General features: G+C 59.2%; 12 protein-coding genes. All 12 read right to left on the bottom strand.

Annotation, left to right across the window (positions count from 1 at the left end):
• Positions 1-126: 126 nt before the first annotated feature.
• Positions 127-1,425 (bottom strand): T9SS type A sorting domain-containing protein, encoded by a 1,299-nt coding sequence (locus ONB25_08670; protein ID MDZ7392951.1) that lies wholly within the window; start codon positions 1,423-1,425, stop codon positions 127-129.
• A gap of 231 nt (positions 1,426-1,656) precedes the next feature.
• Positions 1,657-2,847 carry an IPT/TIG domain-containing protein gene (locus ONB25_08665; GenBank protein MDZ7392950.1) on the bottom strand — a complete coding sequence of 397 codons (1,191 nt, stop codon included), beginning with the start codon at positions 2,845-2,847 and terminating at the stop codon, positions 1,657-1,659.
• Between the two features lie 11 nt (positions 2,848-2,858).
• Positions 2,859-4,967, bottom strand: a complete 2,109-nt coding sequence (locus ONB25_08660) for a fibronectin (GenBank protein ID MDZ7392949.1) — start codon at positions 4,965-4,967, stop codon at positions 2,859-2,861.
• Positions 4,968-5,022: 55 nt separating this feature from the next.
• Positions 5,023-8,046, bottom strand: coding sequence for a TonB-dependent receptor (locus ONB25_08655; protein ID MDZ7392948.1), 3,024 nt, complete (start codon positions 8,044-8,046; stop codon positions 5,023-5,025).
• Positions 8,047-8,229: 183 nt separating this feature from the next.
• Entirely contained in the window at positions 8,230-9,429 is a 1,200-nt protein-coding gene (locus ONB25_08650) for an IPT/TIG domain-containing protein (GenBank protein MDZ7392947.1), read from the bottom strand.
• Positions 9,430-9,478: 49 nt separating this feature from the next.
• On the bottom strand, positions 9,479-10,537 hold the full coding sequence (locus ONB25_08645; protein ID MDZ7392946.1) for a PorV/PorQ family protein: 1,059 nt from the start codon (positions 10,535-10,537) through the stop codon (positions 9,479-9,481).
• A 51-nt stretch (positions 10,538-10,588) separates the two neighbouring features.
• Positions 10,589-12,664, bottom strand: a complete 2,076-nt coding sequence (locus ONB25_08640; GenBank protein ID MDZ7392945.1) for a fibronectin — start codon at positions 12,662-12,664, stop codon at positions 10,589-10,591.
• Between the two features lie 39 nt (positions 12,665-12,703).
• Complete coding sequence (locus ONB25_08635; protein ID MDZ7392944.1) at positions 12,704-15,847, bottom strand: TonB-dependent receptor; 3,144 nt, start codon at positions 15,845-15,847, stop codon at positions 12,704-12,706.
• Positions 15,848-16,380: 533 nt separating this feature from the next.
• Entirely contained in the window at positions 16,381-16,920 is a 540-nt protein-coding gene (locus tag ONB25_08630) for a peptidylprolyl isomerase (GenBank protein MDZ7392943.1), read from the bottom strand.
• Between the two features lie 44 nt (positions 16,921-16,964).
• Complete coding sequence (locus ONB25_08625; GenBank protein MDZ7392942.1) at positions 16,965-17,438, bottom strand: thioredoxin family protein; 474 nt, start codon at positions 17,436-17,438, stop codon at positions 16,965-16,967.
• 151 nt (positions 17,439-17,589) lie between these two features.
• Positions 17,590-18,570: a PfkB family carbohydrate kinase gene (locus tag ONB25_08620; protein ID MDZ7392941.1), complete on the bottom strand. Its 981-nt coding sequence runs from the start codon at positions 18,568-18,570 to the stop codon at positions 17,590-17,592.
• Positions 18,548-19,972: a M14 family zinc carboxypeptidase gene (locus ONB25_08615; GenBank protein MDZ7392940.1), complete on the bottom strand. Its 1,425-nt coding sequence runs from the start codon at positions 19,970-19,972 to the stop codon at positions 18,548-18,550. Before ONB25_08615 ends, ONB25_08620 begins: the two co-directional genes overlap by 23 nt.

The following is a 19,972-nucleotide window of genomic DNA, read 5'->3' as shown; positions in this document are numbered from 1 at the left end:
CGCTCTCGTACTACACAAATTTCGGCAATATGCAGGCCAAAATCAAGGGTGAAAATACCGCCGGTCAAAAAAAAGGGCCGTTGGTCTTTGCCAACGGCCCCTCTGCCGACCAAGAATAAGGCCTGCCTACTTCACCAGGGTCATGGACTTGGTCATGATCTTGCCGTCCACCACCAGGCGGTAGAAGTAGTGGCCGGTGGGGAGACCAGAGGCGTCGAAGGTGACCTTGTGCTCGCCCTCGTTCATCTTCTGGCTGAGCAGGGTCTTGATCTCACGCCCGTTCATGTCGTAGACCTTCAGCTCCACGAAGCTTGCCTTGGCCAGCGTGAAGGGGATGGTGGTCACCGGGTTGAAGGGGTTGGGGTAGTTCTGCATCAGCCCGTAGTCCCGAACCACGCTCCCGTTGTGCACCTCGACGACGCCGGTGTAGGGGTTGGAATTCTTGAAACGCTTAATCACGTTGCCGTCGAAATCTGCGGCCAGGGCGTACCAGACATTGTCCTTCTCATAGAAAGCCACGCCGCGCGGGGAGAAGATCTTGCCACCGACCGGCGGGTTGGGGTCGGAGCTCGGATTGCCAGCTGGCTCGCACAAGCTATCCACCACGGCATAGCCTTTGCCCGGGTCAAGCTGGTACCAGCTCTTGAAGTCGACTGCGGCATTGTCCCAGTAGGTGCCAACCCACATCATGCCCCAGGGGTCCCAGTCCAGGCACTGCGCCCACATGTTGCGCGCCACCGACTTGTCGGGCTTAAATATCGTCCCCAAAGTGTCTACCAGGGTGTATGTGCCATCCGGCCCGTCCGGGCTGTAGTAGTGCCGCACGCCATTCGGACCAGCGTAAATGGCACCTACGTATACGTCTTTGCCGTCTTTGCCAGCAATGACACTCCGCTGGATGCTCTTCACGGTGTCGGCAAAGTAGCTGTAGAGCTCAAAGTCCTCATCGTAGATGTAGCCCGGGTTGCCGGAGAGCACCGTCGTCACGTACACGTAGCCGTTCTCGTCCATTGCGGCTTCGGTCAACGAGGAACCTGCTTTCGGGAATATTTTGTGCAGGCCCTCCAGCGTCTGGTAGTTGATGTGGTAGACGGCATCGAAAGCGGTGTACAGCACGTTGCCGTCCTTGTCCAAAGCAATGCCACGAGCGCGGTTCCACAGTGTATCCGGAGTCCCACCGATGTTCACGAAACGCAGCTTCTGTACAAGATTGCCGTCGAGGTCGTAGATCAACGGCACACTGGCTGCGACGTTCCGCATCGTATCCGTTCTCCCGTAGGGGGCGATCCAGACCTTGTTGTCAGGGGTGATCACAATCCCGTGAGGTTGACTCACACGCACGAAATCAGCGTCAAACACCCACTGCGCCGCGGCCAGCGAAACAAGGGCCGTCATGGCCAACAGCGTGAACAGTACCTTCTTCATCGCTTGTCTCCTCCACGTTTGCTCCTAACAACCGACGCAACCACCTTTCCCCCATCCCCTTCAAACCCTCTCTGCTGGTCTACCACCTCCTTTCAGCCTCCTGGCTTCTGTGCGCCCCGCTCGACCATTTCCCATTCACCCTTTCCAACGACATCAAGAGCAAAAGCTCTGTGAAAGATACCGAAGTCAGGGGACAAAGTCAAGCCTTTTCTGCATGCAGGCGGACAAATGTCACGTGCGACCGTAGTACGGCGCGCCCTGCTTGAGCATATTCACCTTGAGCACCGCCTTCTTCTTGGGGTCCTCGCTCCGGCGGCAAATATAGAGGAAATTGCTGTTCCCCCAGGCCAGGTAGTTGCTGGCCGGCTCGAGGACGCCCGGGTAGAGGGGCTCAAATGAGCCGTCGCGGTGGACCACTACTACTGCCTGGGGTGCATTCGTGCCGATGTACAGGTCGCCGTCCTGGGCAAAGGTAATCGCCTGGACCTCCGAGGTGGTGTCAATACGGCTCCCCCAATCGAAATAAACCTCCTTGGGCGCCAGCGTGCCGTCCGGGTTAATCCTGTTGCGCCATACGTAGTGGCGACCGGTGGCATCGTCTCTCCCGCCGATGTAGACGTAGTCTTCAAACACCCGGACAGCGCGGATGTAGGTATTGGGGTAATCGGCGACGGCGGCCGCGCTCCCGTCCGGCTTGATGTTGTAGAGGAAATCCCCCTTGCCGCCCGCGTACATGGTCCCGTCCGAGGCAAAGTCAAAGTCGTCGATGCGACCCGGGGCGGTAATCCACTTCACGGCCGCCCCTCCACCCGGCGGAATGCGGTAAAAGCTTGTTGACCGCCGCCCCACGTACAGATAGCCTCCTGGCCCCATCTTGATGCCACTTGGCAGGGAAAACGGGACTGTTCCGTACACCTGTTTTTCACCCGCCGGGGTGATCTTTTCCACATTCCTGCTGCCTAACACCACAAAAACGTTTTCGTCCCGGTCGCACTCCACCACATATGGTTCGTCGAACTCGCCGTAGCCACCGATCGTGAACACGCCACGCACGAGCTTGTAGTTGACCACATTGCTGAAGGAGAGTGCACCCAAAACGGCAACCTTGACGGGAATTGCGTCGGCCACCACATTCGGGCTCTTGACCACCAGCCGCACCGGTGACGCCTCCAAGGTGGGCACCCTCGTTTTGCCGAAATAGACAAAGTTGTTTTGCGCGATCGGGGAAAAATTCTGACCGTTCACGGTCACCGTGACCAGTCCGGCGAGGGCGCTATCGGCCGGCTCCAGCGACGTAATGATGGGGTCCGGATTGTACTTCTGCGCCGGGTCATACAGGCCAATTGGTCTCTCCTTCTCACAGTTTAGCCCGGCGGCCACTAAAACCGCGCCAACCACCAGGGCACAGGCGAATCGCCTCATGTCCGCTCTCCTTAGCGAATGATCACGAATTTGCGAAATGCTCTCTTGCCATCCGGCGTCTCGAAGACTGCGATGTAGACGCCACTGACGACCACCTGCCGCGAGGAGGTCACCGAGGTCCACTCCTCATCGCCGCTGCCATCGGTGTGCTCAATGGTCTGGATGAGGTCACCTCGCTCGGTGAAGATCTTAATCGTGCACTGCGGGGGGATGTCCAAGAACATCAGCTTGTCCGGCTCTCCGGTGTACTGCAGGTCCCTGGCCCCGATGTTGTAAGGGTTGGGCACCACCCGGATTTGGCTCAGCGACGTGCCAGCGGCCCGTCGCAAGTATGCGGGCTCAGTGGTCCTTGTGTAGAAGCGTCCGCTGCAGAGCGGCCCGGTCGGGTTAGCCTCGCCCGTGGTGTTGTTGCTCCCGTCATTGCAAGCTACAAGGTAGTAGTAGTACGAAAAGCCGCGCGCGGCAGTCAGGTCGTCATAACTGGTCTTCCCTTTAGGCACGGTGGCAATTTCCTGATACACCGTGTCCGGCTTACCCACGGCTCGGAAGATTTTGTAGCCGGCAAAACCAGGTTCCTCTTCCGAAGGGCTGGGCGCCCAGGAGAGCATGATGCGGTCACCGCCCGAGCGCACCTCGAAGACCGGAGGCGGCAAGGGTGGTTGCGGAATCCGGTAACCAAGGTCATAATTGCGTTTAGCCCGCCCAAAGGTCTGTAGAATGGAATCCTTACCGGTGTAGACCCAGGCATTCTTGTAGACATCCTTGTTGTCGGTTGTGGAGCCGTTGGGGAGCGTGAATGGCCCTTTGTCGCTCGGGTTGTCGTAGGCCTGCTTCCACCGCTTGCCAATCAGCTCGCACATCTGTCGATTCAACCCACTGACTCCCTCCGCCTCGACGATGGTGATGCTCTCGCCTGGCTCAAGGTCAAAGGGCCCATAACAGATCCAGATATTCGTGCCACCGCCGTCGTTGTGGACGGTGACCGGGTCGGGATTCGTTGCCATGTACTTCTCGTCAAAGCGCTCGTTGCCACCTAGACCAAGGTGGGGATTGCCGCTCAACATGTCGTAGAGCAGAATCATGTTCCCTTCGTCGGTAGGCTGAAGGTTCCCCACGCTGGGGTAGGTGTCGCCTGCATGCCAGCCCAGTACCGTCGGTTGGTAGGGGTCATCGCTCTTGTCCTTGGCGCTCTTGTCTACGTGCAGCACGGCGATGCCCGCATGCTGTGGCGCGCACAACCGGCCATTGGTGCGAATATCAGGGCCACCCACATTATCGAAGGCGTTCTTGGTCGACTGACCCGCCCAGGCAAATCCGCATCTGATCCACTGCACGATCGGGTTCTGCTCGGTGATGCGCTCCTGGAAATGCGAGGGGTAGTCCTCCCCACGCTTGGTGACCCAGGTGTGCTTGCCCCAGCTTTGCCCGTCACCAATCATATTGGCCCCTTCCCGGCAAACGCTATAGCGCACGCCCCAGCTGATGCGCACCCCCTTCAACGGTGCGTGCAGCTCAATCTCATCATCGTAGTCGACGTTGCCGGTGTTGGTAAACGTGTACTCACGGATAAAGTAGTTGTCGTGGTACTGCTGGCTGAAGGCAAAGATGCGGCGGGTCATCGTCAGGCCCATGGTGGTGTTCACCACATTGGTGACGATGCGATCTGGGATTTGATTGGGGTCTATCTCATCCACGTCGCCAGCGTACGGGGCAGTGATGTTGTTGCCGTCGACATACACAGTGGGGGGCTCAAACTTGGCCGTCTGCTTGAGCACCATGGGGAAAAGGGAAATGTCTACATAACTGGCCGCGAAGTAGATGCCGTACTTGCTCCAGTGGTAGCCCTTCGCGTCGGTGAAATCCTCGCAGGCGATCCACTGCCGCTGGATGACGGCATTGTCCTGCTGCGGATAATCGGCCGGCCAGATCATCCCCTCATAGTAACTGTTGTTCCAGGCCCGCTCCGAGCCATAGGCGGAGAAGAGACTCTGCAGCGAACCCACGCGCACGTAGCGCTTTTCTGTGCCGGCCACCTGGCCGGTGCTGCTGGAAGCAAGGAGCGCGAGGAGCAGCAGCATCGCACTCACCCGCACTGCCGCGATTCCTGGTCTTATTCGCATGTCACCTTCCCAAATTCTTTGGACTCATAGTGGTCACCGCTCTTGTCCACCCTGCCTAAAAGTTCACCTTGATCCCGAACTTGACATCGCGCGGGTCAAGGAAGGTGAAGTACGTCAGATTAGGCATATCGATGTAGGCTTTGGTCTTGAGTATCCTCTCCAGGTCCTCTTTGGTCTTTGTGGGGTCGCTGGGGTCATACGGCTCGTATTTTACCCCTTCCTTTCGATACTCCCCGATGCGGTCGTTACCGTGCTCTGCCCCTGTCTCCCACGGGAAGTGCAGGGACTCTAAGTAATCCAGGTAGTCGTAATAGTTCGCGAAGCCGGCGTAGCTGAGTCGCTTGATGTTGAGGGCATTGGTTACATCCATGTAGAACTGCACGTCATACCGGCTAATGCGGAAGGTCTTCGCAAGGCGTAGGTCGAGGTTGTAATAATCCTTCCACTGCACATTGTCCACCAAGCCGGGGATGTTGTGGGGGTTGTAGGTCTCGTAGGCGCCCGCGCGCCAGCTCGCCAGGACGTTCAGGTTCCACAGACCCAACGGACGCAGCCCCAACACCTTCGGGCCGAATTCCGGCGGGGTCAGAAAATCGATGTTTGCCCGCGCATAGGGACGTGGGTGCGGCCTCTCCTGGTAAGGGTTCTGCCGCAAGTAGTCCCTCTGCATGTTCGGGTCCTGGTAGTAACGCAAAAGGCCAAAGTAGCCGCTGGTGATGACCTCATAGGTGTAGTTGACGAAGCCACTCACCCAACCGCCAGCCCGCTTGGTCAAGGTGACCTCAAAACCACGCACGTCCTGGTAGTTGTTGTTCTCGGTAATGTTGTACTTGACCGACCCGGTCACATTCTGGTAGTACACCCATCCCGGCTGGTTGGTGATGTCCCGGTAGTACGCCGCGATGTTGAGCAAGAACATGTCAAACAGATTCTGCGAGTACCCCAGCTCATACGCGACGGTCCGCTCCTCCTCCAGGTCCGGGTTGCCAATTGAGGTCACCAAACCATTGGCTTCACGCTGCAGTCGGAAGCGATACGTGGACGCCGCCTCCTGCAGGAAGTGACCGTAGTTGAAGTACAGCTTCGAATTCTCCGTGATGGGGTGCGACACCCCCAAACGAGGGCTCAGGTAGAGGTGCGACTTGGCGTCGGTGACCGGCGCGGCCTTCTCGATAGTCTTCCCATATCCTTCTCGGTACAGCTTATCGTACGGCTGCAGGGCGTAACGAATCCCGTTGGGGTCGGTATAGTCCAGACGCAAGCCCACATTGGCGATAAAGCCCTGGAACTCCAGCTTGTCTTGCACGTACGCGCCAATTCGGTAGGGGAAACGATGATAGGTCTGCGTCCGGTTCCAGGTGCTCATGCCTGGGTTCTCGGTGTACGACTTGATGTTGAGGTCGTTGTACACAAGCTGGAAGCCAGCCTTGACCTGGTTCCGGTTATCCACCTGGCTGGTCAGGTCGAAGCGAAGCGAGGAGGTCTGAATGACGCTCTTGTCCCGACCCAGATTCATCCAGCCGCCGATGATCATCGCGTCGCCGATGCCGGTCACGCCATAGCCCCAGTAGCCCCACGGTGCCTCATCCACGCGGATACCCGGCACAGGTTCGTAGCGCTTGGTGGTATCGCGCAGGGACATCTGGAACGTGTTGTAGCGATTGATGTTGTTCTGCAGGCTCACCTCATAGAAGGTGCGTGGGGTGAGCACATGGGTGAATTTGAGGCCCACCATGTTGCGGTAGATGGAAGCCGGGCTGTAGTACCCAGGCATGTAGAGGATCGCATTGCCGCTGCTGCTGCTCACCAAATCTGCCACCGAGTAGGTGCCGCGCAGTAAGTCCCCGGTGGGGGTGGTAGTCCAGTCGTACGGGGAAACGGAATGCACCTCGCCGTACATGCCGGTGAGGACCAACTTCATCGAGGGGCTGATGTCGGAGATCAGTTTCAGTTGGCTGACGTTTTCCCCGTATGCATCGCGCGAGAGCGGGAACACGAACATCTCGCGCAGGCGCTGGTGGGAGAGGAAGAAGCGGAGGCCACCCAGATACTCGTCCACCAGCGGTATCGGACCCCCAAAGGAAAAGTCGATGACATAGTCCGGCTTGGTGATGTCGCCCTGGCGGCGGTGCTGCCACTTCCACAGCCGCTGTGCCCCCTCTGGGGTGAGGTCATTGGACGGATCACCATCCTGCACCGTCGCATCGGCCACCGCGATCCAGCCGGCAAACGATGGGTATTGGCGCTGGGTGTAGCTGTCCCACCCGCCGCTTGCCGTGCCCGTCCAGCAGACTGCCGGGTCCAGATAGGGCCGCGTGAAGTATGTGTTCGGGTCGTAGATCGAAGGACCAAAGTGCTTCGGGCCAGGCGGGCGGTACAAAGCGGAAATCGTCCCGCTGTAGCGGTGGCGGTCCGCCTCCTTAGTGATCACATTGACGATGCCTGAGCGCAGGTTGCCGTACTCCGCGTTGAAGCCCCCGGTCTGGATCTGGACCTCCTTGACGGCCGAAAGTGGGACAGTGGTGTAGGGCGTATTGGAGCGTTCATCGTTGAGTGACAGCCCGTCCATAAGCACTGCGGCTTGGCGCGCGTCGCCCCCGCGGATGACCAGCCCGCGCACACCTGCCTGCAGTCCTACTACCTGCGAAAGCTCCTGCACCGGCAGGCTGGCGATCACCCGCGACTCGACGTTGACCTGGCTGGCGGAGACATCCTTCGGTACTATCGGCCGCTCGGCCTCCACCACCACCTGCTCCATTGTCAACACTTCCGCCTTCAAGCGGAAATCGACCGTGGTGGTCAAATCGACGTTCACCACCACGTTGGTGGCAGTCACCCTGGCGTACCCGATCATCGAGGCCTGCAGGGCATAGGTGCCGGGCGGCACGTTCAGGATCACGTAGTAGCCATTGACGTCGGTGGCAGCACCGATGCGCGTGCCCTCAATGATGACGTTCACCCCCGGCAAAGGCGCGCCCGTTTCGGCATCTACCACCCTGCCGGCGATTTTGCCGGTCGTACCACCGTAGAGCAGACCGGCGGCAAGACCGCACGCGATAAGCACGAAAAAGACTCGCATTTTCACAATATCTGCCTCCTGGCTTGGACATTCGGCAGCAGGACAGTCCCACGGGAGGACAGTATGCATCCCCCACTCATTGCGCGCCTCCCACCGCTGGGCGGCGACCCCACCCGCCACACGGGCCCATCACCTGCCTATGCAACCGCTATGGGCCACTGCTGCGCCGCGTTGCAGGGTCAGCTATTGCCACCCATAGTACGGCGCACCCTGCTTCAGCACATTGATCTTCATCATCCTCTTCTGAGCAGGATCGGTATCGTTCCGCTGATTGGCGTAGAGATACGAACCCGCACCCCAGGCCAACGAGAACACGTACGGTTTGAGCAAACCTTCATAGAGCGGCTCAAACGACCCATCCGGATGCACGATCATGATGCCGGCTGCATGGTCGGTGCCCACGTACATGTCGCCGTCTTGCGCAAAGGTCAGGGCATAGACCTGGGAAGTGGGGTCAACCTTGGTGCTCCACGCGAAATAGACCTCAGTCGGGCCCAGCTGTTCGTCTGGCAGGATCTGGTTGCGCCAGATGTACTGCGCGCCAGTGGAATCTCTACCGCCCACGTAGACGTAGCCGTTGAATACCCGCACCGCCCTGATGTACACCTTGCGATAACTGGCCACCTTGCTGCCGGTACCATCGGGTTTGATCAGGTACAGGTCATTGCCATCGCCGCCCGCGTACATCGACTTGGTGGGCGCGAAGTCAAAGTCATAGACCTTGCCTGGGGCGTCGACCCACTTTGCTGCCGCACCGCCACCCGGTGGAATGCGGTACAGGGCGGTGGTTGTCCGCGCCACGTAGAGATAGCCGCCCGGCCCCATCTTCATGCCGGTACCCTTCACAAAAGGCACCGTCCCGTAGGTGCTGCGCACATTGTCTTTGGTCACTAGGTCGACGTTCCTCGTGGTGAGGTCCACGTAGAGGTTCTCATTGGCGTCGCAGGTGATCGCCCACGGGTCATCCGCGGCCAAAAAGGCCCCCCAGTCCCAGATCGCCGTCAGGAGCTTGTATTTGACGACGTTGCTGAATAGCAAGGCCCCGTGCACTGCTACCTTGACATTGAGCGAGTCTCCGGTCACATTGGGGGTCTTGACCCGGAGCTCGGTAGCGCTGGCGGACAAGAGCTGAGCCGCGGTTTTGCCGAAATAGACAAAGTTTTCCTCCAAAACCGGGGAAAAGTTCTGGCCCTGGATAATGATCTGGCCGATGCCCGCCAGGGCGCTATCGGGCGGAATGATCGCAGTGATGACTGGGGTGGGTCTCCCCTGGAAGTTCGGGTTGTACAGGCTCTCGGGGTATTCGTTCTCGCATCCCGCCAACCACGCCGCCAGCAATCCCAGAGCCAGAATGGCTGCCAACCTGGAGTCTCTCGCGCTCATGGTGCGTCTCCTGTGTTTCAGCACGTTCGGTTGTCTCGCGCGCTGGGCACTACAATGCCAGCCGGAAAGACATCATCTGCACCGCATCAAACACACCGAACGGGATGTAAGCGTAGTCGAGGGCGATCAGGCGGTCGCCAAAGAGCTTTTGTACGCCAAACCCAAAGCTAAGCCCACGATCCGGATTCCCGTACTCGCCCTTCTCCTTTTCGGTATGACGATAACCCGTGGTGTAACCACCTCGCAGCGCCAACATCCCCATAAAAGTGTACTCAGCCCCTATGCTAAGCTGCTCGGGGTAGTCGCGCGGGTGGCTGGCGTCCACGGAAAGGAGAAGCGAGTGCATGTCGTTCTTGCCCAACACCAGCTCCAAGAGCTCCATGGACACACCGATCCTGAAGGTGAGGGGGAGCTGGAAGCCTTCCTTCTGGAATTTGATCTCTTTGGAAAAGTTACGCACGCTCATGCCAAAGGCCAGCGTGCGAAAGCCGGTGCGATACAGTGTCCCAAAGTCGAATGCCAAGACATCCTGGAAATTCTCGACCTTCTCGGTCACACCGGCGCTCACATCCCCCACTGGCAGCGTGCTGGTTCCCAGCTTTTGGTAGCAGTAGCGTACGTGCCCACCTACGCTGAAGCGGTCGGTAAGCGAACGCGCATAGGCCACTCCCGCCGCGAATGCCGAGGGTGTGAAAGTCTCGGTGTCGATATAGCCCTTCTCGGTTGTGGGATCGACCATCGTGCCCAGAAACTCGCCATAATCCACCGCCAGGATGCTGAAACCCAGCACTCCGTATTCCCCCCGCCACGGATTGACTGCGATGGTGCCGGACATATGGTTGATGTCGGCAATCCATTTGTTCTGGCTAATGGAGATGTCCACCAACGAGTTGACGCGCGCCATATTGGCAGGGTTGTAGAGCATCGACCCCGAATACCCGGCTACCGTGGTGAACGCCTCGCCCATTGCCGCAGCCCGCGCCTCGGTGGGCACGCTAAGGAACTGAAACCCTGTCTGCGCCAACTTTTTGTCGGCTGCAGCACCCGTCATGACGCTGAGCGCCACGACAAGGAGCACCGTCAACAGACTGACCATGCGTCTTTCCATTATCGACGTCTCCCTTAACTTGTGGTGAACTTCGGTCTACCTACCGACATCCTACCGAATGATGACAAACTTCCGGTAGGTGCTCTGCCCATCGGGCGTCTCGAAGTAAGCGATGTACACGCCGCTGACCACCACCTGCCTGGAGGAGGTGATGGAGTTCCAGGCGGCGTCGCCGCTCCCATCGGTGTGCTCGATAGTCTCAATCAAATCGCCCCGCTCCGTGAAAATCTTGATGGTGCACACCGGCGGAATATCCAAGAACATGATGCGGTCCGGTGCCCCGTAGCCATACTGCAAGTCGCGGGCGCGAATGTTGTAAGGATTGGGCACCACCCTGATGTCCGCCAGACTCTTGCCTGCCTGCCGCTTCAAGCGTACCGGCTCATTGGTCCGTGTGTAGAACAAGCTGCTCTCCAGCGGCCCAGGCGGGTTGGCCGACGTCACATTGCGTGAGCCATCGTCTACGCTGGTGATGTAGTAGTAGTAATCGAACCCGCGCACCGCGCTAAAGTCTTCAAACTGATTGACGATGGTGGGGTGATCGGTGCCCGGCCCACATGCAAAAACCAGCTGGTAGGTGGTATCCGGGATGTGGATGGTGCGGTAGACACGGTATCCGGCGAATCCTGGCCACGACTCAGGTTCGCTGGACCACTTGAGGATCACCCGGTCGCCACCGCCTGTCACCTCGAAAATCTTTGGCGGCGGAGGCGGCATGGGGATGTTGTAGTTCAACTTGTAGGTCATGATTGCGCGCTGGAAGGTCTTGAACAGCGAGTCGCGCCCCGTGAACACCCACTTGTCTTTGTACTCGTCACGATTGGTGGTTGTAGAGCCGTCAGGGAGCGTGAAGGGACCGCTCCCCCCGGCCAGCCATTTCGCCCCCACCTCAATGCACTTGTCCCTACTCAGGCCCGCTACCCCCTCCGCAATCACGATGTGAATGCTATCGCCAGGGGCCATGGTGTACGGCCCAAATCCGGCGCAATGGGAAAAACCACCGGGGGTGGAGCCCCAGATGTCGGCTGCCTGCCCCGACTCCCACACGGCATCGGCGTGCATCTTCAGCGGGTGACCTGCAGTCATCGCCGCATACTCTTCGGCCATCTTGCCGGGGTTGAAAGCGTCGTTGCCCGAGGTGATCGGCACATCGGAGCCGAGGAACTGCGTGGTGGTCGGCTGCGCCGGGTCATGGGACTTGTCGGTGGCGGACTTGTCGGCGTGCAGCACCACGATGCCCACATGCTGCGCAGCCCCCAGGCGGCCATCGCCATTGGGCCGAATATCCGGGGCACCAATATTGTCGAACCCCGCTTTGGAGTGGATGCCATGCCAGGTGTACAGCGACAAATAGGGCTCGCCGGTCTGCGGGTCGTACACAAGCATGCTGTCGTTCATGGCGTTGTGCCCCCAGGATGACGACTGGGGCATCCAGTAGTATCCATACGGGCCGACCTCGCGGCATGGCGAGTAGCGATATTGGAAGAAGAATACGACGCCTTCCAAGGTCAAATTGTGCTTGGTCCCCTTGGTGTCGACGATGCCCGTATTCTTGAACACATAGTCGTAGATGAAGTAGTTGTTGTGGTGCTGCTGGCTATAGGCATAGATGGTGCGTTTCTCGGTGATGCCAATCCCTGTATTGACCTCGTTATACAGGACACGGTCGGCCACCAAGTTGGGGTCCACCTCATCGACAAAATCCAGGTAGTCTAAAACCCCGCCGGGGATGCCATCCACCAGCACCAGTGGCCGTTCGTGCTTGCCGTACATTTTGAAGGTGACCGGCATGAACTCGCTCTCTTCGTTCAGCACGCGCGGCCCGCAGTGAACAACCTTGTAGTTGAAGGTAACGCCCACCAGTGGATCTGGGTAGTTGGTGGCGCCGATCCATAGGGCCTTGGCCGCCTTGCAGTCTTGATAGCGGAACTGCGCAGGCCAGCGCAGGCCGTCCTGCTGATCGGAGACCAAATGGCGGCGGCCTACCTCGATCTCACAGCCCGCGCTGGAGAACCAATCGTGGAGCATGCCCACCGCCATCCACTTCGTCTCGTCGGCGCGCCCCGGCACCGGTAGCAGCGCCAGCGCCAGCAACGTCGCCAATAGCCAATGTGCGATTCCTCTCATGGTATGCCCTTCTGCTTGGTGAATCCTCTTGTTGCCTCGCTACAGGCGAAAGTCGATCGTGACTCCAAAGAATACACTCCGCGGGTTCAGGAACGTGAAGTGGGTCTGGTTGGGCATGTCAATATATGCCTTGTCGTCCAAAAGTTTCTTGATCTTCGGCTCGGGAACCATGACCCACTGGCCGCCAATGCACTCAAAGTACTTCTGCCTGCTCAAATCGTAGTAAATAACCTGCGGATTCAGCTTGCTCACGTCCTTCATGTCCGGCACCGGTTCCATGGGCTGGAACGCCACGCCGTCTTTGCGGTAGTCGCCCGGTTGGTCATCGCCCGGTATGTACAGGTAGCCCAGGGCATTACCCACGTCTTTCGGCAGATGCAGCGACTGCATGTAGTAGTTGTAGTCGAACACATTAACGTGGGATAGACCGGAGAACCGCTTGATGTTGAACAGGTTGTAGATATCAACGAAAAGCTTGACGTCGAACTTGCCGATGGGGAAAACCTTGGACAACTTCAAGTCCACGTTGTAGTAGTCCTTCCACTGGACGTTGTAGGTGATACCGGGCACATTGTTCGGGTTCCAAGTGAACCAGCTGCCTGCGGTCCATCTCCCCACCAGGTTCAGGTGCCAGTCGCCCAGGACCTTTTGCCCCACAATCTCAGGGCCGTAAGAAGGAGGCGTGTGCAGATCCACATAGGCCTTGAAGCGAGGCCGTGGCCTGGGCTTAGATTGCACCGGATTGCGCCGTTCGTACTCCCGCTGGTCAGCCGGGTTTTCGTACATGTAGGCGCGCCCAAATTGGCCAGAGGTCTCCACGCGGTATTCATAGTTGAGGTCTCCGGTCAGCCACGCCCCCCATAGCTTGGTGATGTCCGCCTCAAAACCGCGAATGTCCTCATAGGCATTGTTCGTCAGCTTGTAGTAGTTGACTTTGCCGTCAAAGCTGATGTAGCGCACCCAGTATTCTTCGTCGGTGATGTCCTTGTAGTAGGCGGAGAGGTGCAGCAGGTAGTCCCTGCCCAGCGCATGGTCGTAACCCAGTTCGTAGGAGACCGTCCGCGCAAGCGCGATGGTCGGATCGCCGAGATAGTCCACCGCGTTGATGGCAGAGCGTTGCACCCGGTAGAGCCGCTCAGAGGTGGGCATCTGCCGGTAGTGGCCATAGTTGAAGTAGAGCTTGGAGCTGGCCGTGATGGGATGCGAGATTGCCAGCCGTGGGCTCAGGGTCCACCGCGTCTCCGGCTTCTTGGTTCGATACTGCGACTCGCGCTCCTCACGGTACTGCTGCGAGAAGAACCCCCGGTCGTAGGCATCGACATCGAACCAATTGCCGTTGGGGTTGCTGTAGTCCAGCACAAGCCCAAGGTTGGAAATGAAGCCTTCAAACTCGATCTTGTCGGTCACGTAGAACGTGCCTCGATACGGGCTCTGGTCAACCCTAGTCCAGGTGTTGCCTTCGGGCAGGTAGGCGTTGTACTGGCCAAAGGACATGTCGAAGATGTCATATACGAATTCAGCACCCGCCTTCACCTGGTTGCGACGGTCTACTTGGCTGACCAGGTCCGCACGCCCGGTGTAGGTTGCTAGCCGGCTGTAGTCTCGCGACACGCTCACTGGCCCACCCATGATGAAGACGCCGTCGATGCCAAAGATGGGTTCCTCAGAAAAGCCGAACGGCCGCTCATCCAGGTAGTAGCCGGGGAAAACTTCGTATAGCTTCGAGGTATTGCGATACCGGCCGGGCCGGGTGTAGTACTTCTTGCCCATCCGCTTGAGCTGCACCTCGTAGAAGGTGCTGGGGCTCAGCACATGGGTCCACTTGAGGGTCGCGGTGTGGTAGAAACGGGAGGTTGGCGACCAGTAGATGTTGGTGTAGTAACGGGTCGGCACAGTGAAGCTTCCAGTGGTCATCTGCTCTGCAATCTCTTCGGCAGTCTCGAAATATGATGTGCCGCCGGAAAAACTCGAAGAGACTGCATGCGTTTCGCCGTACAGGCCAATAAACGAAAGCTTCATGGAGGGATTGATGTCCGATGACATCCGCAACATGAAGCTCTGGTCCAGAATCGACTTGCGTGAAAGCTCGATGAGGTACTGGTTCTCCTCCCGGCGACCGGAAGCAAAGAACCGCAGATTACCCAGATACTTGCCGACAAGAGGCACTGGCCCACCGAAGCCCGCGTCAAACAAGTAATCAGGGTCTTTGATGTCACCTTGCTTGCGGTGTTCCCACAAGAAGACCTGTTGCGCCCCCTGGGGGGTGAGGTCGTTGCTGGGGTCATCGTCCTGCAGTGTGAGGGCTGAAACTTTGTTCCAGCCATCAAACTCTGGGTACTGACGCTGGGTGTACGCGTCCCAGGCACCGTTCTTGGTGCCTGTCCAGCACACGGCATCATCCAGGTAGGGTCTGAGCCAGTATGAATTGCGGTCGTAGGGAGAAATGCCAAAATGTTTGGGGCCAGGAGGACGAATCTTGAAGGTAAGCGTGCCGCTGTAACCTTTTGGGTCTCCTTCCCGCGTGACGACGTTCACCACCCCGGAGCGGACGTTGGTGTACTCTGCGCTGAAGCCGCCGACCTGGACTGACACCTCACGCACGGCGCTGAGGGGCACACCGGTGATGGGCCGGTTGTCTCGCTCATCGCGCAGAACCACCCCGTCCACCATGAAAATGGCCTGGTCGGAGCCACTGCCCCTGATACCCAGGCCAGAGGTGACACCAGCTTGCAGCCCAATGGCATCGGTCACCTTCGTGACCGGAAGCGCAGTGATCTCGCTGGCAGTGACGTTCTTTTGGCTGGCGGCCACGTCCACCTGGACCACCGGCCGCTCGGCCACCACCACCACTTCCTGCCCCAGTAGGGTCTGCGGCGCTAGCTTGAAGTCCTGGGTGGTGGTGAGGTCAATTTTCACGCGCACATCGGTGACCGTCACGGTGGCGTAGCCCATCATCGAGGCACGCAATGTATAGACACCAGGGGGCACGTTAAGAATCACGTAGTGGCCGTCTAGTGCGGTTGCGGCCCCCATCGTGGTGCCCTCGATGACGACATTAACCGCCGGGAGTGGTTGGCCTGTCTCGGCGTCGGTCACCACTCCCGCGATCTTGCCGGTGGTGCCAGCAAAGACCAGACCGTACGCCGCCAGCAACATCCCGATAAAGGCAGTTCTCATCCTCATGTGCCACACTCCCTCGTAAGGTTATGGTCGGATATTTGGAGACAAAAGCCTTACCGCTTGATGCCGCGCACCTCCTTCCTCTGTGTCCTCCGCGTTCACCCAGAGCGGATGCGCCCTCGCACAGAGAAAGACAGTTAGGAACACTCAACTCTGCAGGACGTTCCGCTGCCGGCCTGGCGCCAACTGCTTTTCCTTCTGGGAATATAAGTAGCCCGCCAGCAAAAGTCAAGCAAAAAATTCCGTTCAGTCTTGATTTGTGCGTCCTTCCAGGTCACGGGTGCGCCGCACCGGGAGGTTCCGAACCTCCCCTGGTCTTTCTACTCGTCACAAAGAACTGTCGAAAAAACTGGCGCCTAGTCACAGCAGATCCTTAACTCTTGCGGCGACGTTGGCGACCAGGCCCGCGCCTTGACTGCCCGATGGCGTCGCGTTCTTCCCGGTCCAATAAGGCCTCTGGCGCCACAGGAAACGGACGTGTTCGTGCAAAGGGCGGCCGGACGCACTCTCCGCGCCACCATCCGCAAGCCCATAGGTCACTTGAGCCGCTTGAATATGGAGAAGCCGATCTTGGTCTCGACTATGTCGCTGATCTCCCCGACTTTCAGGGCTGTGATCACCCGCGCGAAAGCAGGGTCAAAGTCGTCGGGATTGAAGTAGCCCAGATCACCACCAGCCGCAGCGGTGGGGCCTATGGACTTTTTCTTGGCCACCTCGGCAAAATCCGCACCGGCGCGGAGTTCTCGCAGGATCTCCTCGGCTTCTGCTCTTGTCTTAACCAGGATATGCTGGGCGCGCAGCGCCGTTGTTTTGTCAAATGGACGCGTATAATTCACCGAAGCCTTCCAGATCCACGCGGTGACCTGTACTCGCATCCACTTGTCCGTCTCCTCCAGCACCTCAAGCGACGCACCACGATTCACCTTACCAATCACCTGGCCAGCCGGTGCCGCTCGGAGATTTTCGCTTTCGGCGCTCACGTAGACAATCCTCGCCACCCTTTGTGCATGCAGCGGGCCGGCAAGAATCACAAATCCGGCCAATGTCACGGCAATTATGGACATCGCTCTCTTCATCCTCTCACTCCTCGTTCTCTTTCGACAATGTTGGGTCTTCGCATCTACCTACGACACATCGCCAATGCTGAGTCCATCACGGCAAGGAAAGCAACTGGTGAACGATAGCCGATTGGGTGCAGCAGCTTCTCTCCCTCGGCAGTCATAAACAAGACGTTCGGGATACCCACCCCGTTGTATTTGCGCGCATTGGCATTGTACTTGTTGGCAACTTCTCCCTGCTTGTCCACGTCGATGCGCACAGCCACAAACTGGGCCGCCTTGCGAATCACTTCTGGGTGGCTGAACGTGGAGTCCTCCATGGCTTTACACGGCGGACACCAGGTTGCCATAAAGTCGACCATCAATGGCTTGCCTTCCACCTTGGCTTGGGCAAAACCCTCGTCTAGGTTGTAAAGCCACGGGATGCCGCCCTTGAGCTCGTGCTTCTTCGCCGAGCACCCAGCCGCCATGAACACCGCCACCAGCGTGACCGCAAGCACTCCCCTTTCCCTTTGCTTGCTCTGTTCGCGTCCCATTGTTTTACCTCCGTTCACACGTCCGCAGAAGAGGCTACCGTTTTGCCAAGCTATATTCGGGCCGGGCCCGCAATGGACCTGCCCACCCCAAGTCCCCCTTTTCCCGTAGACGCAGTCCCACGGTTATCTGTCCGGAGCGCGCTCCGTATGCTCACTGCCCGTGGCGTGCGGCAAGAAAGCGCCGCACCTGCGCGAAGGAGGGCAGAGCGGCCTGGGCCCCGAGTCTTGTGCAGCTCAGCGCGGCGGTAGCGCTTGCCCACCGTAACAGCCTGGGAAGTTCCCAGCCCTGGAGCACACCGAAAAGGAAAGCGCCATGAAACACGTCACCGGCGCCCGTGGTATCCACGACTTTTACCTCGAAAGCCGGCTGGTGAATGATCTCATCGTGTGTGGCGCACCAGCATCCGTGCTCGCCAGCGGTCACCACGGCCACGCGCGGCCCGAAACGGAGCAGACTGCGAGCAGCGTTGGCCAGGTTCCTGCCGCCCAAGAACTGGTGCACAAATGTGCGCGAGACTACGGCATAGTCTACGAAGGGGAGGAGAGCCTCGGTGTTTGCCCGCACACTGCCCAGGTCACAGACCACTGTGCGGCCAGCGTGCCTTGCCCAGCGTGCTGCGGCCAATGCCACCTTGCTCTCCCTCCCGTCCAAGTGCAAGATGCGCCCTTGGAGGACGTAGGCGCGGCTGACCTCCCGGCGCGTAAGGGCGAAATTCGCCGGCCTGTTCAGCACAACCGTCCGCTGGCCTGTACGACCGTCCACCAAGATCATGGCCCGCGGAGTGAACCCCCGCTTGGCACGCACTACCATGCTGGTGTCCACACGATGCCGGGCAAGCTGGCTTAGCACGAAGTCGCCCTCCTCGTCACACGCAACCTTTCCTACGAACGCACATCGTGCACCGAAGCGGGCGGCTGTGGCAAGTGCTGTGGGCACCGGCCCACCACCCTGGATCACGTAAGCCAAGGCCTCGGTCTTTTCGTCCGCTCGCGGGTATCGCGCCAAGAGCGACACATGGTCAACAGCACAGACGCCGATGCCCACACAGTCGAAAGCCGGCACCACACCGTCCCCTGATGACGGAACCTGATCCTTGCTCTTGCCCGACTTAAGAACCAACGGCGGCTTCATCAAGCCTCGCAAGCTCGACCACCAACTCGACGGCTGGGCCTTGCACCACGCGCACGGTCTGGTGGCAGGACCTGTACCCTTGGGCCATGACAGCGAGCTGGTAAAGGCCAGGTTCCAGAAGACGGAAGAAACGGCCCGTTTCCGGGGCCGTCATGCGGGGCCACACCGCCTCGGAGTCCAGCTCTTGCACGATCACGCGCGCGTGGAGTGGCGCACCTGTGCGCGCATCCACCACGCGCCCACGCAACCCCGGGCCCGCCACCCGCTGGATCAGCCACATCGCCGCAGCGAGCGCGCAGCCCATCTCTCGCTCTGCTTCTTTCCTTTCCGGAAAGAACTCCGTTCCCAGCTCCACCGTAAAGTCCAATGTCCCGAGGGCACCGTAGAGCCACACCGAACTTTGCCCTGACTGGGCGTTGAGCGGCAGAACGGCGTAGCGTGCCCCACATTGGCGCATGCTTTTCGCCAGAGACTGAGCCATGGCGCGCAGCAGGACTTGGTCAGGGGGGGTGGGCCCATTTCCCCAGGGATAGAGCACCTTGTGGCCGTGGCTGTGGAATCCTATGCCTGCCACAAAACGCCGCGCTACCGCCAAACTCTCAAATGCCGCCACCTCCCACTCGGAAAATGGTTGCGGCCCGCGATAATACCAGCTTCCTGGCTCCGAACTGCCGCCATGCTCCCAGTTGAACCCAAAATTGCGATTCAGATCTACGCCGTCGTGCTCCGGCTCGAAACGCCCATTGCCGTTGTTATCCCGGAGGTTCTTCCGCCACCAGGGATAATGGACCTTCCCGCTCCGCACCAGCTCATACCCATCGGGATTGAGCAGGGGCACGATCCAGAGCTCATTGTCCTCCACCGCTTTGGTGTAACGCGGGTCCACCCCGTATTTCGCGCAGAGTTCCTCACACAACGCCAGACATGCCATCACCCCAAGGGCCTCCTGGGCATGAAGTCCCCCGTAAAAGAGCACTGCTGGCTCGTCTTCCTGGAGGACGGGGTTATCCGAGATCTTCAGCGCTCGGATGGCCCCTCCCCGGCCGAGGCGATAACATGCAGCGAGATGGGGAAACGACGCAGCCAGTGCCTCGAGTCTGGCACCCACCTCCTGGGCTCGGGGGTAGAAGGCGGGAATCCCTGGCTCGTTGTCCAGCTCCACTACCAGGGATACTTCATAACCCCGCGTGCTGAGGCTCAAGAACTGGCGCTCCGCGAGGCGCACAAGCGCATGCCTGCTGTTGACTTCCAGCAGGCGCAGGCCTGGCACAGCCTTCAAGCTATCCAGGATCCACGGATCTGTCAGCTCCACGTGCGCGGTGACCTGCGCAGGACGAGGCCCACAACCGTGGCTGGCAACGGCCAGTAGACTGGCAAGGCAAACGGTCGCGACAAGGCGCAC

The organism is candidate division KSB1 bacterium (assembly GCA_034506335.1).
GTDB lineage: Bacteria > Zhuqueibacterota > Zhuqueibacteria > JANLFK01 > Oleimicrobiaceae > Oleimicrobium.
This window is presented reverse-complemented; position numbering and strand designations above follow the sequence as displayed.

Excerpts from the sequence above, each read along its gene's own strand:
- ONB25_08670 (MDZ7392951.1), bottom strand. The coding sequence starts at position 1,425 with ATGAAGAAGGTACTGTTCACGCTGTTGGCCATGACGGCCCTTGTTTCG.
- ONB25_08665 (MDZ7392950.1), bottom strand. The coding sequence starts at position 2,847 with ATGAGGCGATTCGCCTGTGCCCTGGTGGTTGGCGCGGTTTTAGTGGCC.
- ONB25_08660 (MDZ7392949.1), bottom strand. The coding sequence starts at position 4,967 with ATGCGAATAAGACCAGGAATCGCGGCAGTGCGGGTGAGTGCGATGCTG.
- ONB25_08655 (MDZ7392948.1), bottom strand. The coding sequence starts at position 8,046 with ATGCGAGTCTTTTTCGTGCTTATCGCGTGCGGTCTTGCCGCCGGTCTG.
- ONB25_08650 (MDZ7392947.1), bottom strand. The coding sequence starts at position 9,429 with ATGAGCGCGAGAGACTCCAGGTTGGCAGCCATTCTGGCTCTGGGATTG.
- ONB25_08645 (MDZ7392946.1), bottom strand. The coding sequence starts at position 10,537 with ATGGAAAGACGCATGGTCAGTCTGTTGACGGTGCTCCTTGTCGTGGCG.
- ONB25_08640 (MDZ7392945.1), bottom strand. The coding sequence starts at position 12,664 with ATGAGAGGAATCGCACATTGGCTATTGGCGACGTTGCTGGCGCTGGCG.
- ONB25_08635 (MDZ7392944.1), bottom strand. The coding sequence starts at position 15,847 with ATGAGGATGAGAACTGCCTTTATCGGGATGTTGCTGGCGGCGTACGGT.
- ONB25_08630 (MDZ7392943.1), bottom strand. The coding sequence starts at position 16,920 with ATGAAGAGAGCGATGTCCATAATTGCCGTGACATTGGCCGGATTTGTG.
- ONB25_08625 (MDZ7392942.1), bottom strand. The coding sequence starts at position 17,438 with ATGGGACGCGAACAGAGCAAGCAAAGGGAAAGGGGAGTGCTTGCGGTC.
- ONB25_08620 (MDZ7392941.1), bottom strand. The coding sequence starts at position 18,570 with ATGAAGCCGCCGTTGGTTCTTAAGTCGGGCAAGAGCAAGGATCAGGTT.